The following is a 14230-nucleotide window of genomic DNA, read 5'->3' as shown; positions in this document are numbered from 1 at the left end:
GTCGACCCGGCAACTAGGCTCGCGCTGTCCGAGCAAAGGGAAGTCATGTTCATCGTTGTGCTGTGCGCGATCCTCGGGCTGATGCACCTTTACCTGTGGAAACGGCTGGTCAAGGACACCACCACGGCGGGGCGCACCCGCCGGTTGCTCACGGTCGGCCTGATCGGGCTCGGGGTGCTGCTGGCCGCGACGTTGATCGGCCCGCGCCTGATCGAGCTGACCGAATCAGCGTGGTTCGCCTGGCCGGGCTATCTCTGGTTCGGGCTGCTGGCCTACCTGTTCTTGACGCTGCTGGCGCTGGAACCGGTGCGGCTGATCTTGCGCGGCTGGGTCAGGCGCGGGCGTTCGACGCCGGTGGAACCCACGGCGACACCGGAACCGGCCGAACCGGTTCGGCCCGAAGCCGCGGCGGGTTTGAACCGCCGCCTGTTCCTGGCCCGCACCAGCGCGGTGGCCGCCGGCGTGGCGTCGGTCGGTCTGGTCGGGGTAGGTGCGTCGACCGCGCTGGGCCCGCCGGACCTGCTGCGCGTCCCGGTCCGGTTGCGTCGGCTCGACCCGGTGTTCAACGGGTATCGGATAGCGGTGGTCGCCGACATCCACCTCGGCCCGCTGGCCGGCCGCACACACACCGAACGGATCGTGCGAATGATCAACGAGGCCGAACCGGATCTGGTGGCGGTGGTGGGCGACATCGTGGACGGCACGGTCGCGGAGCTCGGCCCGGCCGCGGAACCGTTCCAGGACCTTGTTTCCCGCGACGGCACGTTCTTCGTCACCGGCAACCACGAATACTTCGTCGAGGACACCTTCGAGTGGTTGGACGAGTTGGAACGGCTCGGCCTGCAGCCGCTGCGCAACGAGCACACCGTAATTCGGCGCGGCGCGGCGCGCTTCGACCTGGCCGGCGTCAACGACATCGCGGGCGACATTAAATCCGACGGACCGGATTTCGATCGGGCACTGGCTGGGGTGAACCCGTCCGGACCGACGATTCTGCTTGCCCACCAACCGGTTCTGGTCCAGGAGGCCGCTGCCCGCGGAGTGGACCTGCAACTCTCCGGGCACACACACGGCGGCCAGATGTGGCCGTTCCACTACGCCGTGTCCGCCGTGCAGCCGTCGCTGGCCGGGCTGTCCACGGTCAACGACACTCAGTTGTATGTCTCCCGGGGCGCGGGGTTCTGGGGTCCGCCGGTGCGGATCGGCGCGCGACCGGATATCACGGTGCTGACCCTGAACACTGAGAGTTACCGCTGATCGGCGGCTCCTGCGTGGCGGCTGCCGCGTGCTCACCCGCGCGCTTGCCGGAGAACACACAGTCGGCCAGCGCCAGACCACTGACGTAGCTGTTGGAACAGATTCCCACCGCCGTACGCCCCGCAGCGTAAAGGCCGGGGACCCCGCCGCCCTGGTCGGTGAGCACCTGTCCGGTCGCGCCATCGACCTTCAAGCCGCCGAGCGTCAGGCCGGGCACCGGGAAGGTCAGCGATGGCTTCACCGAGATGTCCAAGCCGTAGAACGGTGCCCGCAGGATGGGTGCGCAGTACTCCGCTGCCTTGTTCGCCGGGTCGGTGCTCTTCGTGGCGATGGCCTCGTTGTAGGCCGCGACGGTGGCCGCCAGCCCGGCCGGTGCAATACCCAGCTTGGCGGCAAGACCGTCCAGCGTTCGCGCTTTCCGATAGTTGATCGTGAACATCGTGGCGGTCTGCAATCGGAGTATCGATTCCGTCTGCCCCCAGAATTGGCCCCGGGCCCGTCGCCAGATATCGGCGTCCAGGACAAGAAACCCGGTGCCGCTGAACTTGCGGACCATGGCCTCGGTGTGGGTGGCGCCGTAGAGATCCTCGTTGATGATCCGTTCTCCATTGGCGCCGACGGTGATCCCTTCGATCATGGCCGACGGGGGAGACAAGAAACGCCAGGCGGTGACGCGGTCCAGGAGGTCGGTGCCGCCGCCGGCCGCCGTTCCCAGCGTGATTCCGGCGCCGTCGTCGCCTCGGGTCCCCAGGGGCCGGATCTGCCGATATGCCGGCGCGTGCTGATGCAGCATGTCCTCGTTGAAGGCGAACCCGCCGGCGGCAAGGATCACGCTGGGTGCGGTGTACGTGCAGGACTGGGCGCGGCGCCGCCAGATCCGGTCACCCCACTCGCTGATGGCCAGGCCGCCCGGCGGAAACCAGTTGGTGAGCTTGGCGCCCACGGCGCTGACCCGGCCGTGCACGGCCTGTTCCATGCGGTGACCTTGTGTCCAAGTGCGACAGCGGATTCCGTGGACCCGACCGTCGATCACGACAAGATCGTCCACGACGGTACGCGGCAGATATGTGACACCGAGACGCACGGCGGCGTCGCGCAGGCTGCGCCAGAGGTCACGGCCGGACTTGGTCCCGCTGGCGATTTGTCGATGACCGCGCGGTGCGGGGTCCGCGTGCAGTCGGTAGGGGTACGCCTTTTCATTACCCGAGAAGTACAGATAGTGCTTGGGCGGGTACGCAGTTTTATAGGGGCACAACGATCCCTCGAACCGGGCGCCGTGCTCCTCGAGCCACGCCAGCTGGTCGGCGCTCTCTTCGCAGAATCGGCGCAGGGTGTCGTCGCTGACGACGCCCTGTACCTCCTGTTTGAGATAGTTGTACATGTTCTCTGGGGTGTCGTCATACCCGGCGGCCTTCTGATGCGGTGTGCCGCCGCCGGCGTAGATCACGCCACCGGAGACCGCGGATGCGCCGCCGCCCATGGCCCGGTCCACCGCGAGCACCCGGGCGCCGCTCTCGGCAGCCGCTATCGCCGCGCACGCACCGGCGGCGCCGAAACCGACGATGATCACGTCGAAATCATTGGCTGACATCGGAATTCGAAGTCCTCTCGTCGCTGTCCGCGCACTGCTTCTGCACGCCGGGTTTACGCACTCTGATGTCGGCCGTCGCGGTGACCTGACAGGCCAGTCGCACTCGCCGCGGATTGGCCCGCCGAACCCTGCGGTCGAGATTGTTGAGGAGTGCGGATTCCGCTTCGGTTCGCTCCGAGAGGGCGTGCAGCCCATCGAGCACCTCGCATTGACACGCGGTGCAGCGCCCCATGGCGTAACACAGGGTGGGCCAGCTGTATCCGGCACGCCAGGCGGCCTGGATCAGTGTCTCCCCCGGCCGGACCTCGATATCGAATCCGGCCGGCTCCACCCGCATCGTCACCGACGGTGGTTCAGGTGGTGGCAATGTAGCGGTCGATCTCGCTGTGCAACGAGAAGATCATCGGCTCGTAGCGAGGTGACAGCGTGGAGTGCGTGATGGCCCCGGATCGGTAGCCCGCCTGCTGCCGATAGATGTTGCCCATGTCCTGCTGCAGAACAAACGGCCAGTCCTCCGGCTCCAGCGGTCCCTCGCGTTCCGGGGCCGCGTTGTCCATGTCGCAACGCCGCGGTATCTGCATTGCGAACGCCTCGAAGATCGCGGTGTTGGGATCGGTGCCATTGGGCCGGAAGCGGTAGAACAGCAGGTTCCCGGTGAGACCGAGGAATACCAGGTTGGGAAACACGAATCCGTAGGTCGAAGCGTTGGGATCCATGGGCGGCAGCGGGATGTCGGCCTCTTCTGCGTACCGGTAGAGCTCCTCGAAGAACTTCCACAGCACTTGGTCATCGGGCAAGTCGCGGATCCGGTCGGCGATGTACTCGTCACGTGCGGTGGCAAAGCCGTCGGTTCCTTCGAACAGGACCTGGTTCTGGTCGATGAAGAAGCGCCCCGGTTCCATCCCCGCGATCAGCGGTGGCGGCAGCTTGTAGTTCTCCGGATGCTCGGGGTCGAACGGTGCGGCCGTGTCCACATGCCCCATGCCGTGGTGGTAGAAGGGAATCCCGTCGGCGTCGTATTGGTCGTCGGTGGCACCGAACGCCAGTTCGGGATGGGCCTGCATGACGTGGTAACCCTCGAGGAACGCCTCCGTGGCGACCTTCCAGTTGCCGGGTACAACCGCGTACTTCCACCACCGCACCCGCATCCGGTCCATCGCCATGGGTGCCAGGTGTTTGTCGTAATCGCCGAAGAACTCCTCGAGGGTGGGCGCCTCGTCATCGAAGTTGATCCACACGAACCCGTACTTGACCGCCGACCGCACCTCGGTCAACCGCGTGGTGTCCGGATCGATCGAACCTGGCGCAAAGCCCTTGCGGCAGTAGATGTAGTTCTGACTCCCGTCGAGGTCGAAACGCCAACCATGGAAGGGGCAGACGATCTGGCTGCCGCCGAAGGCGCCGGAGTCGGCGGGCTCGACCAGTTGGGTGGCCCGATGTGGGCACACGTTGTTGAGCACCTTGATGCTGCGGTCGGGTTGGCGCACCACGATCACGGTCTTGTTGACAATCGAGTACTCGATGTAGTCGCCGGGTTCGGGGATGTCCTCTTCGCGGCAGGCCCACTGCCAGGTGTGCAACCACATCTTCTCGTACTCGAGGTCGGCGAAGTGCTGGTCGTAGTAGCGCTGCACAGGTAGGTGCACCCCATCGGCCAACCGAAACGGCACGCGGGAGGTGTCGACGTCGTGCCGGGGAACGTAGGGCGCGGCCTGCTCGGTGGCCGGGACCTCGGTGGGGGAGAGTTGGGCTGTCATGCCGTGCCTTTCGTATTGCTCGCTGGCCCGTAATCAGTTGATGGTGGCTACGACTGACCCCACGGGGTAGTCCTGATCGACTTCGCCGATGATGGCGATGCGACCGGCGGCCGGGCTCTCGACCTCGGTCTCCGTCTTGTCGGTGGCAAGGACGTAGATGGCCTGGCCGGCGGCCACGACATCGCCGTCTTCGCAGAGCCATTCGGTGATCTGACCCTGCTCGACGGCAACGCCCAGCTTGGGAATGCGTACTTCATGTGCCATAGCGGTAGTTGTCTTTCGTTAGCCGAGGACGGCGCGGATCGCCGGTTCGATACGGCTGGTGGGCAGAAAACTCTGTTCGAGCGAGGAGGCATAGGGCACCGGGGTGTCCGCGCCGCCGACCCGGCCGACCGGTGCGAGCAGCTCGCCGAAGAGCTCGGAATGAATCTGCGCGCTCAGTTCGGCCCCGAAGCCGCCGCGGGTGACGGCCTCGTGCACGACCACGGCGCGCCGGGTCTTGGATACTGACGTGAATATGGCGTGGGTGTCGAGCGGCTGCAGGGTCCGCAGATCGATCACCTCCACCGAAATACCCTCGGCGGCAAGCTGCTCGGCGACGGCCAGGCAGTCGAGCACCTGTTTGCCGTAGGTGATCAGCGTCAGGTCGGTGCCTGCGCGCGCGATACGCGCCTGCCCGAGGGGCACGCGGTAGTCACCGGCGGGCACCTCGTCGCGGACACCGAAGTACAGGCTGCTCATCTCGACGACTACGACGGGGTCGTCGTCGAAGATCGCCGACAGCAGCAGCCCCTTGGCGTCGGCGGCGGTCGACGGTACTACGACTTTGAGGCCGGGCGTGTGTATGAGCGCGGCCTCGAGCATGTCGGAGTGCTGTGCCCCGAACCCGGCTCCGGCGCCGGTGGTGGTACGCACGGTCAGCGGGATCGGGGTGGCGCCGCCGGACATGTACCGCAACTTGGCGGCATGGTTGAACAACTGGTCGGCGGCGACCGAGATGAAGTTCATCAGCATGATCTCGGCCACCGGCCGCATACCTGCCATGGCGGCGCCGATCGCGGCGCCCATGATGGCCTGCTCGCTGATCGGTGTGCACCGGATCCGTTCGGAACCGTACTTGGTCTCGAGTCCCTTGTGGACACCGAAGCCGCCACCTTTGGGATCCTGAATGTCCTCGCCGAGTTGGAAGACCGCATCGTCGAGGTCGAGCGCGACGTCGAGCGCATCGCGGATGGCATCGATCATCATCATGGTGCTGGGGGCGGTTGCGGTGCTCATCGCGCGGTCTCCGTTGCGTAGACGTCTGTGGTGAGTTCTGAGAGTTGGGGCAGGGGCTGCTCGAATGCCCACTCGGCGGCGTCGTCGACCTCTTTTTGGGCCTGCTCGTCGATGGAGTCGAGTTCGGCTGCGGCAACACCGAACTCGTCGAGCAGGCGCTGGCGGAAGATCGGAATCGGATCGGCGGCATTGGCGGTGGCCAACTCTTCGGCCGGAATGTACTCGCTCTGGTCGCCGAAGTAGTGGCCGCAGAACCGATAGGTGACAGCTTCCAGCAGGGTCGGCCCTCCGCCGCCGCGGGCCCGCTCGATCGCCTCCCCGGCCGCCCCGCAGAGCACAGTGGGGTCGTTGCCGTCGACGGTCACTCCGGGCATGGAGTACGCCGCGGCCCGGTCGGCGATATTGGCCACCGTGGTGCCGCCGGCCAGGGGCGTGTACTCGGCCCACTTGTTGTTCTGACAGACGAAGATCACCGGTAGCTGCCATAGGGATGCGAGGTTGAGGGCCTCGTGGAAGGCGCCGATATTGCTGGCTCCGTCCCCGAAGTTGACGACGGTGACCTGGTCGGTGCCGCGCATCTTGGCGGCCAGTGCGAGACCGTTCGCGATCGGCAGTCCCGACCCCACGACTCCCGTGGTGACCATGAGCCCATGTTCGGGCGAGGTGACGTGCATTGGTCCGCCTTTGCCCCGACATGTGCCCGCCGCCCGGCCCAGGTACTCCGCCCACAGGTCCCGCAACGGAACCCCTTTGGCGATCTGGTCGTGCAAACCGCGATAGGTCGTCACGACGAAGTCGGTGCGCCGTAGATGGGCTGCCACCGATGCCGCGGCGAACTCCTGTCCACGCGGGGAGTAATACATGCCGGCGAACTTGCCGCTCATCATCTGGGCGCGGTAAGTCTCGTCGAACGCCAGGATGCGTGCGGCGGTGCGGTAGATACCGACCAGCACATCCTGGCCGAGGCGGGTTTCGGTGGTGGTCATCGGGCTGATGCACTTCCTCGATAGCGACGAATGGGAATTAATCAAGTGATTGATTGAACAGAGTATGGCGTGCGACACACCCCGTCAAGAGGGGTGCCTCAGTTCATCGCCCGGATCGGATCGGTGCTGCCGTCCCAGCTTTCGGCGGCATCGCCCACCAGCTGAGCCAGCCCACGGGTGACGTCGTTGAGTTCCATCAACTCGATGACGGCGGCGGGCCCGCCGGGAGGTTCGACGTAGGCGTAGGGCACGCCGCTGTCCTCGCCACCCCGCCAGAGGACCGGCCAGCCGGCCTTCTCCACGGCGTCCAGCGCCGCATCGAAATCCTCGGGCCAATATGCCAGCTGATGAAAGCCCTCCCCGTCGGCAAGGAACTCGGTGTAGACGCTGGGGGTGTCGTCGTGTTGCTGGATCAGCTCAATCTGCAGCGGGCCGCTATTGGCCAGTGCGATAGAGCAATTGACCTCGCAGGTGCTGCCGCGGTACTGGGCGCGTTGCGTCAGGTTGCTCAGCACAAACCACGGCCCCACTCCAGCGGCCAACCAGGACTGCAGTGCTGATTCCAAATCGGGTACCACATAGCCGATCTGCCGGATGGGTCCCGATATGGGGGATGGTCGCATGTTGTACTCCATTCGGTTAAGCAATTTGTGTTCCGCCGTCGACGGACAGCACTTGAGCAGTCACGAAAGCGGCGGCATCCGAGGCCAGGTAGACGGCAGCCGCGCCGACCTCGCTGGGGTAGGCGAACTGGCGCGCCAGCACCGTGCGGCGCCCGATCGAGGTCAGTTCGGCCGCGCGATCGACCATGAGTCGCGCGAACACACCGTCGGGGTGCCACCGACTGCCAGAACTGACGGCATCGTCCCCGTCGGGGAAGGTGGAGTAGGGTGCGATCGCGTTGACGGTGACGCCGTATCGGCCGACCTCTTTGGCCAAAACCGTGGTGAAGGAGTGCACCGCGCCCTTCATCGCCGAGTACACCGCAAGCAGCGGGTCCCCGACAATCCCCGAGGTCGATCCGATGTTGATGACGCGACCGTGTTGCCGGGCAATCATCGAAGGTAGTACGGCGTGCGTGCAGTTGAGGGTCGACATGATGTTCAGATCGATGTCCTGACGCCAGGTCTCGGGCGCGGACTTGGCGAACTCATCCATGCCCACATTGCCGCCGACCCCATTGACGAGCACGTCGACCCCGCCGAACCGGTCCTGCACGGCGGCAACCATTTCCATGACCGCCAAATGGTCGGTGACGTCGCAGTGTTGCCAGAGCGCCGCATTCGCGCCGGCCGCCCGGGCCGCGGTGCAGACCTTGGCGCCCTGGTCATGATCTCGACCCACGATGACAACATTGGCGCTTTCCGCGGCGAAAGCCAGCGCGATGCCGCGGCCGATGTTGGCGTTGCCGCCAGTGACCAGCACGGTCCGGTGTTCCAAGCCTGTCTGCATGTCGGAGAGCCTTTGTTTGCGGCACCGGGGTGCGGGAAGCCGACGCCGGCGTCCCGGTCGAGACGAACCGCGTCGAAATCAACCATACGATTGATTCGAGCACGATAGGGTCCCGGAAAGTGCCGCGTCAAGTCTCGGTGCCCGCGCCGCAGGCCTTGACTCCGCGTGAGCCAAGTCATAGTCTCAGCTCACTAATCAACTGGTTGATTAGTTCCACGCTTATGCGAATTGGACCCAGGAGAGTGCATGACCGAGGTGTACTGTGTCGACGATCTTCGTGATCCCCAGCTGACCGACCTGCAGCGGCAAGTCTTGGACGCCACCGAGGGGATGGAGGTCGACTTCGACATCGACACCATCCTCGATGAGGCTGTCCAGTCTTCCGGGGTACGGGGATTCGACGGTGCAGGCCTCGACGGTGAATTCCGCGAGCGGCTTGCGGTGCACTTCGGAGCCATCGACGCCGACAATCTCAACTCGCTGTCGCGGATGACCCTGCGGGAGAGGTCGGTCCGCTTGTTGCGGAACCGGGTGCTGTTCACCGATCTGATGCGTCGGTATCCCGAGATCGAAGACATCGAAATCGAGAAGCCGTTCATCGTCATCGGCATGCCGCGCTCTGGCACCACGCACTTCGTGAATCTCATTGCCGCCGATGGCCGCCGTCGGGCGTTGCCGTACTGGGAGAGCCGCGAACCGTTCCCGATCCACGGCGAAGCTGCCGGCCCCAACGGCATCGATCCCCGGTACCAGCGCACCGCCGACGAGTACGGCTTCGTCAAGGAATTCATGCCCATTGCGATGGCCGTCCATGACCGGTACCCGGAAGCCATCGAGGAAGAGATCGAACTCGACCTCGACTTTTCCAACTACATCGTGGAGTGGTACGCACAGGTGCCGCAATGGCGGGACTATTACCTCGGGTTGGATCAGGTCAAACACTACGGCTACCTGAAGAATGTGCTCAAGGCTTTGACCTTCCTGCGCGGCCCGCAGACCTGGGTGCTGAAGGCCCCGCAGCACTGTGAGCAGATTCCAGCCTTGCTGGAGGTGTTCCCGGATGCGACCTTCGCGTTCACGCATCGCGACCCTGTGGCCGTCATCCAGTCGACCGTCACGCTGATGGCCTACGGCGATCGGATCCGCCGCGAGAAGGTGGACACCGACTGGGTCATCAACTATTGGGTCGACCGGGTGGAGCGGCTCCTGGGCGCGTGCGTCCGGGACCGCGACCTGGTACCGGCCGAGCGCAGCATCGACATCTCCTTCCATCACCTCAACGGCAACGAGATCCCGTTCCTCGAGCAGCTCTACCAGCGCGGCGGAGTCGACCTGCCGAATGACACCCGGGCCGCGTTCAACCAGTATCTGTCCGGGAATCCGCGCGGCAAGCACGGTCGCATCGCCTACGACCTGGAGAAACACTTCGGCCGCAGTCCCGACGAGATCCGCAGCCGCTTCGATTTCTATTTCGACAAGTTCGACGTTCGCGCCGAACCCATCGGCGGGAAGCAGCGGTGACGACGATGACCGACGACGGCCTGCATGACTTCGCACCGCTGCACCGCAGCAGGCCAGGTGTGGAAGAACTGGCCGGTGCCTCGGCAACTGAGGCTCAAGAGGTAGCGCCCGGAATCTGGATGTCGCCGGGGCTGACGAACTCCTATCTGCTCACGACCGGTGACGGCCGGATTGTGGTGAACACCGGCATGGGGTTCGAGGCGCCGGTGCACAAAGCCAACTTCGATGCGGTGGACGACAGCCCGGTCCGTTACATCATCTACACCCAGGGTCATCCCGATCACGTCGGCGGCACTGACGTGTTCCGTGAACCGGGAACACAGGTTGTCGCGCAGGCCAATTGGGAAATGTGGCGCGACGACACCGACCGGCTGTTGATGCACCGGGCCAGAAACACCGCGTTCGCGTTCATGGACAAGATCAGCGCCACGGTCGCCGGCATCCAGCAGCGATTCGGCCAGGTGCTGCCCGCACAAGCGGTCCCGAACCCGGACGTCATTGTCGACGACATCTTGTCGTTGGAGGTCGGCAGCCGGAAGATGCAATTGATCGCCACCCCGGGTGGCGAAACAACTGATTCGATGGTCGTGTGGCTGCCGGACGAGCGGGTTTGCCTGTGTAGCAACCTCTTCGGCCCGGTATTCGGGCACATCCCGAACCTGGTGACCATGCGTGGTGACCGTTATCGTGACGCCCTGACGGCCGTCGACTCCTATGAGCGGGTACGGCAACTGCAACCCGAGGCCTTGCTTACCGGTCACTTCGAGCCGATCCGCGGGGCGGCCCGGATCAACGCCGAGCTGATCCGGCTGCGCGACGCCGTCCAGTACCTGCACGACGAAACCGTCGCGGCGATGAACGCCGGCGATGACGTCCGCGACGCCATGGCACAGATCGTGCTGCCGCCACACCTGGAGGTCGGCGAGGGATACGGGAAGGTCAGCTGGAACGTCCGGGCCATCTGGGAGACCTACAACGGCTGGTTCCACCGCCGCTCCGCCACCGAGTTGTATTCCGTGGGACCGGAATCGGTCAGCGCGGACGTGGTCGAACTGGCCGGCGCTGACGCGCTCAGTGAGCGCGCCGATCGGCTACTCGCCGCCGGTGAGCCCCTGCGCGCCATCCATCTGGGCGAGATCGTCCTCAATGCCGACCGTGCCCACCCCGGCGCTCGATCGGTGGTGAAGGCCGCCCACGAGGCGCTGTTGGCGCAGAGCACCAACTTCTGGGAATCAGCCTGGCTTCGCAAACAGATCGGAGAACTCTCGTGACCTCACGCGCTACCTATGACTTCAGCGGGTGCACCGCGTTGGTGACCGGCGGTACCAGCGGCATCGGTCACGCCATCGTGACCAAGCTCCGCGACGCCGGTGCTGCGGTAACCACCACCGGTCGCAAGCCACAGGCCGCCGACTACGGGGTCGACCTGGAGGGTATGACCTACCATCAGCTCGAACTCACCGACCGCGCCGGGATCCAAGAACTGTCCGGCACATTCGAGCACCTCGACATCCTGGTGAACAACGCCGGAGCGATCTTCGCGGGCGGGCTGGATGAGTCGACGCCCGAGGGCTTCCGGTCCACCGTGGATCTCAATCTGTTCGGCCCCTTCGAACTCACCACCGCGCTGCACGACGCATTGGCCAAGTCGTCCGCGCCTGGCGGCGCCAGCGTCGTCGGTCTGTCCTCGCTGTCCACCGTGCGCGCCGTTCCCATGGTGCCCGCCTACGGCGCGGCGAAGTCAGGTCTCCTGGCGATGACGCGGAACTTCGCGATGAAGTGGGGGCCGGACAACATCCGGGTCAACGCCGTGACCGCCGGATTCATCGACACTCCGATGACCTCCCCGGAACTGGTGCCCGACTACATCGCCGAGCAGTGCGCGCGGACCCCGTTGGGCCGGCTCGGAACACCCGAGGAGGTCGCCGATGCCGTGATCTTTCTGTGCACCGAGAACAGCGCGTTCATCACCGGATCCGTCGTCACCGTCGACGGCGGCTACTGCGTCAGCTGATCAGGCCCAAGACAAGGAAGTGCGATGACAACGGAAACCGTCTTAGCCCGCCCAGAGACCCACGGCCTGGGCACCGACCCGATACCGACCGGGCCGTACTACCGGCCGGAGTACTTCGAGGCCGAGCGTGAGGCCGTGTTCAAGCAGACCTGGCTCGAGATCGGCCATATCTGCGAACTTTCCGAGCCCAACAGCTATATCGTGCGCGACCTGGAGGTGGCGAACACCACGGTACTGATCACCCGGGCCAAGGACGGCGAGATCCGCGCGTTCCACAACGTGTGTACCCACCGCGCCACCCAGCTGGTCCTCGACCGGGGCGGGCAACGGTCGTCATTCAGCTGCCAGTACCACGGTTGGAACTTCACCCCGGACGGCCGACTGCGGTCCGCACCGGATTTCGGGAACTTCTATATCGACAAGGCCCAGTGTGGATTGCCGAAGATTTCGGTCGATGTCTGCGCCGGGTTGATCTTCATCAACCTGGATCCCGAACCGAAGCAAACCCTGCGCGAGTTCCTGGGGCCGATGGCAGCCAAGCTCGAGTTGCTGCCGGTGGCTCAGGCGACGACCTTCACCGAGTACGTCTACGAGATCGACGCGAACTGGAAGCTCACCTTCGACAACTTTCAGGAGAACTACCACCTGCGGTTCATCCATCCCCGCAGCGGCGGCAACGGACCCACCGGACCGGAAAACCCATTCGGCTACCCCACCAACATCGGGTTCTCCGGCCCCCACCGCTACCAAACCGTCTGGACCAACCCCGAATTCACGCCGGCCGAGGTGCAGGGCATTGCGCTGATGAAACAGCTGGAGGGGGCGATGTCCAGGCAGTTGGAATTCAACATGGACTATCTGGTGCTGTTTCCGAACTTCTTCATCTTCGGGATGGCCATCCAGCACTTCTCCCACGTGGTCTACCCGATCTCGGCGACCAAGTCACGCGGTGTCGTGCGGCTGTACTGGGTGGGTGATGACGTGAATGCCAGCGAACGCTTCGCCCGTGAATACGCCGCCTGCACGACCCTGGATATTCATTCCGAGGACCGGGAGGTCATCGAAGCGGGCCAACGCGGCATCAGCAGTGGCGCATTGAGCCACATTCACTTTCAGGCTCAGGAGGTGCTACTGCGGCATCTCTTCCAGCAGGTCGACGCTGCGGTGTCGGCACATCAGGCGGGGGTGGCACGGTGACCGGGGAACTCTTACCGCCGGGCTTCGAGACCCTGGAACCATTCGTCGGCCGGTGGGTTTTCGAGTCCGCCGACGCCCGGCTCAAGGGGCGGCTCAGCAGTACCGAAGCCGAGCGGATCGCATTCTTCAATGCGGCCAAAGATCGCTTGCAGGACGGGCTGACCTATCTGGACAAGAAGCCGTTCGCCGAGTACGACGACGACGAAAACCGGCTCATGCAACTGTTTCTCAGCTTCGCCCACATCGCGCTGGCGGTGGAGGTACAGGGCGACGCCGAACCGCAGCACGCTGTGGGCGCCGGCTTTATGACCATCACACGCGCGCCGTCCGGCGCGTAGGCCGGCTCTCAGTGCCCCGAACTACGCCGGGATGAGGGCGTGGGCGGCCTCCACACAGGGGCGGAGCCGCTCGAGCGGCCCAACGCCCGCCTCGGCGAGCGATCGCATGGGAACCTCGAGCCCGATGTGAATCTCTTGGGGTAGCGCCTGGAGGATCTCCGCCAAAGGTAAGGCTCCGGTGCCGGGGACCATGCGCTCGAAAGTTGCGGCCTCGATGTAGGCCGCCATATCGGTGATGATGGGACTGTCGCTCAGTTGCGCATAACCGATCGTGGCCGGATCCAGCCGCCGGATGTCGTCAGCGTCCGCGCCTGCGCGTGCAAGGTGCATGGTGTCGATGAGCAATCGGAAGTCCGCCTGTCCGACGTGGGCCACCGCGGCCGCTGCCGCATCCAGGTCACCCACCACGGTGCCGGGCATCATCTCTACCGTGGTCCGCATACCGCGGTCGGTGGCGAACTCCGTGAGCCTCGCGAACTGGTCGAAGGTGCGGTTTCGATCCGGATCCAAGCCGAGGGTGTTGATCTGGGCGGCGCCGAGTTCCGCCATCACGTCAAGATCGGAGGCGTAGGCGTTCCAATCGGTGCCCGGCGCAATGAGGAAACCCTCGCCCAGGGAGATCGCGACGCCACGGTCTGTCAACGCCGCGCGAAACTCCCGGCGCAGGGCGGCGTCCTCGCGCAGTGAATAGTGCGGGTAGCCCAGGGACTCCAGGTGTATCCCGGTCAGACCCATCGAGATGTACCCACACCCGAGTTCGGCTGCCACGTCCACGAATTCGGTGGGGGAGAGTCCGAAGACGCTCAGGTACTCAATTGCGAGTCGATTCATGCCCGTCC

At 65.0% G+C, this 14230-nt stretch carries 15 protein-coding genes; 6 read left to right on the top strand and 9 right to left on the bottom strand.

Going from position 1 to position 14230, the window contains the following annotated elements; translation table 11 throughout:
- Positions 1 to 45 precede the first annotated feature (45 nt).
- Positions 46 to 1257 carry a metallophosphoesterase gene (locus RCP80_RS23960; RefSeq protein WP_308480057.1) on the top strand — a complete coding sequence of 404 codons (1212 nt, stop codon included), beginning with the start codon at positions 46 to 48 and terminating at the stop codon, positions 1255 to 1257.
- Here the strand turns inward: RCP80_RS23960 and RCP80_RS23955 are convergent.
- The 8 genes from RCP80_RS23955 to RCP80_RS23920 form a co-directional block, all read right to left on the bottom strand.
- The gene (locus tag RCP80_RS23955; RefSeq protein WP_308480056.1) at positions 1220 to 2848 is read right to left on the bottom strand and encodes an FAD-binding protein; all 1629 of its coding nucleotides are present in this window, start codon (positions 2846 to 2848) and stop codon (positions 1220 to 1222) included. The genes RCP80_RS23960 and RCP80_RS23955 overlap by 38 nt on opposite strands.
- Complete coding sequence (locus RCP80_RS23950; protein ID WP_308480055.1) at positions 2835 to 3185, bottom strand: 2Fe-2S iron-sulfur cluster-binding protein; 351 nt, start codon at positions 3183 to 3185, stop codon at positions 2835 to 2837. The genes RCP80_RS23955 and RCP80_RS23950 overlap by 14 nt, the downstream gene beginning before the upstream one ends.
- A 16-nt stretch (positions 3186 to 3201) precedes the next feature.
- Entirely contained in the window at positions 3202 to 4605 is a 1404-nt protein-coding gene (locus RCP80_RS23945; protein ID WP_308480054.1) for an aromatic ring-hydroxylating oxygenase subunit alpha, read from the bottom strand.
- Between the two features lie 33 nt (positions 4606 to 4638).
- Entirely contained in the window at positions 4639 to 4869 is a 231-nt protein-coding gene (locus tag RCP80_RS23940; RefSeq protein ID WP_308480053.1) for a biotin/lipoyl-containing protein, read from the bottom strand.
- An 18-nt stretch (positions 4870 to 4887) separates the two neighbouring features.
- Complete coding sequence (locus RCP80_RS23935; protein ID WP_308480052.1) at positions 4888 to 5883, bottom strand: alpha-ketoacid dehydrogenase subunit beta; 996 nt, start codon at positions 5881 to 5883, stop codon at positions 4888 to 4890.
- On the bottom strand, positions 5880 to 6869 hold the full coding sequence (locus RCP80_RS23930; protein ID WP_308480051.1) for a thiamine pyrophosphate-dependent dehydrogenase E1 component subunit alpha: 990 nt from the start codon (positions 6867 to 6869) through the stop codon (positions 5880 to 5882). Before RCP80_RS23930 ends, RCP80_RS23935 begins: the two co-directional genes overlap by 4 nt.
- A 98-nt stretch (positions 6870 to 6967) precedes the next feature.
- A complete protein-coding gene (locus RCP80_RS23925) occupies positions 6968 to 7492 on the bottom strand; it encodes a VOC family protein (RefSeq protein WP_308480050.1) in 525 nt (174 codons plus the stop codon).
- A gap of 16 nt (positions 7493 to 7508) precedes the next feature.
- Positions 7509 to 8321 carry an SDR family NAD(P)-dependent oxidoreductase gene (locus tag RCP80_RS23920; RefSeq protein ID WP_308480049.1) on the bottom strand — a complete coding sequence of 271 codons (813 nt, stop codon included), beginning with the start codon at positions 8319 to 8321 and terminating at the stop codon, positions 7509 to 7511.
- A gap of 246 nt (positions 8322 to 8567) precedes the next feature.
- On the opposite strand from RCP80_RS23920, the gene RCP80_RS23915 reads away from it, so the two are divergent.
- Genes RCP80_RS23915 through RCP80_RS23895 form a run of 5 tightly spaced genes read left to right on the top strand, consistent with a single transcriptional unit; the run spans position 8568 to position 13391 of the window.
- Positions 8568 to 9842 carry a sulfotransferase family protein gene (locus RCP80_RS23915; RefSeq protein ID WP_308480048.1) on the top strand — a complete coding sequence of 425 codons (1275 nt, stop codon included), beginning with the start codon at positions 8568 to 8570 and terminating at the stop codon, positions 9840 to 9842.
- Between the two features lie 5 nt (positions 9843 to 9847).
- Complete coding sequence (locus RCP80_RS23910; RefSeq protein ID WP_308480047.1) at positions 9848 to 11113, top strand: alkyl sulfatase dimerization domain-containing protein; 1266 nt, start codon at positions 9848 to 9850, stop codon at positions 11111 to 11113.
- On the top strand, positions 11110 to 11856 hold the full coding sequence (locus RCP80_RS23905) for an SDR family NAD(P)-dependent oxidoreductase (RefSeq protein WP_308480046.1): 747 nt from the start codon (positions 11110 to 11112) through the stop codon (positions 11854 to 11856). Before RCP80_RS23910 ends, RCP80_RS23905 begins: the two co-directional genes overlap by 4 nt.
- Before the next feature lie 24 nt (positions 11857 to 11880).
- Positions 11881 to 13053, top strand: a complete 1173-nt coding sequence (locus tag RCP80_RS23900) for an aromatic ring-hydroxylating oxygenase subunit alpha (RefSeq protein ID WP_308480045.1) — start codon at positions 11881 to 11883, stop codon at positions 13051 to 13053.
- Positions 13050 to 13391: a hypothetical protein gene (locus RCP80_RS23895; RefSeq protein ID WP_308480044.1), complete on the top strand. Its 342-nt coding sequence runs from the start codon at positions 13050 to 13052 to the stop codon at positions 13389 to 13391. The genes RCP80_RS23900 and RCP80_RS23895 overlap by 4 nt, the downstream gene beginning before the upstream one ends.
- 21 nt (positions 13392 to 13412) lie before the next feature.
- On the opposite strand, the gene RCP80_RS23890 is transcribed toward RCP80_RS23895, so the two are convergent.
- Positions 13413 to 14222: a sugar phosphate isomerase/epimerase family protein gene (locus tag RCP80_RS23890; RefSeq protein ID WP_308480043.1), complete on the bottom strand. Its 810-nt coding sequence runs from the start codon at positions 14220 to 14222 to the stop codon at positions 13413 to 13415.
- Positions 14223 to 14230 lie beyond the last annotated feature (8 nt).

Origin of the sequence: Mycolicibacterium sp. MU0053 (assembly GCF_963378095.1) — a bacterium.
Lineage (GTDB): Bacteria > Actinomycetota > Actinomycetes > Mycobacteriales > Mycobacteriaceae > Mycobacterium > Mycobacterium burgundiense.
This window is presented reverse-complemented; position numbering and strand designations above follow the sequence as displayed.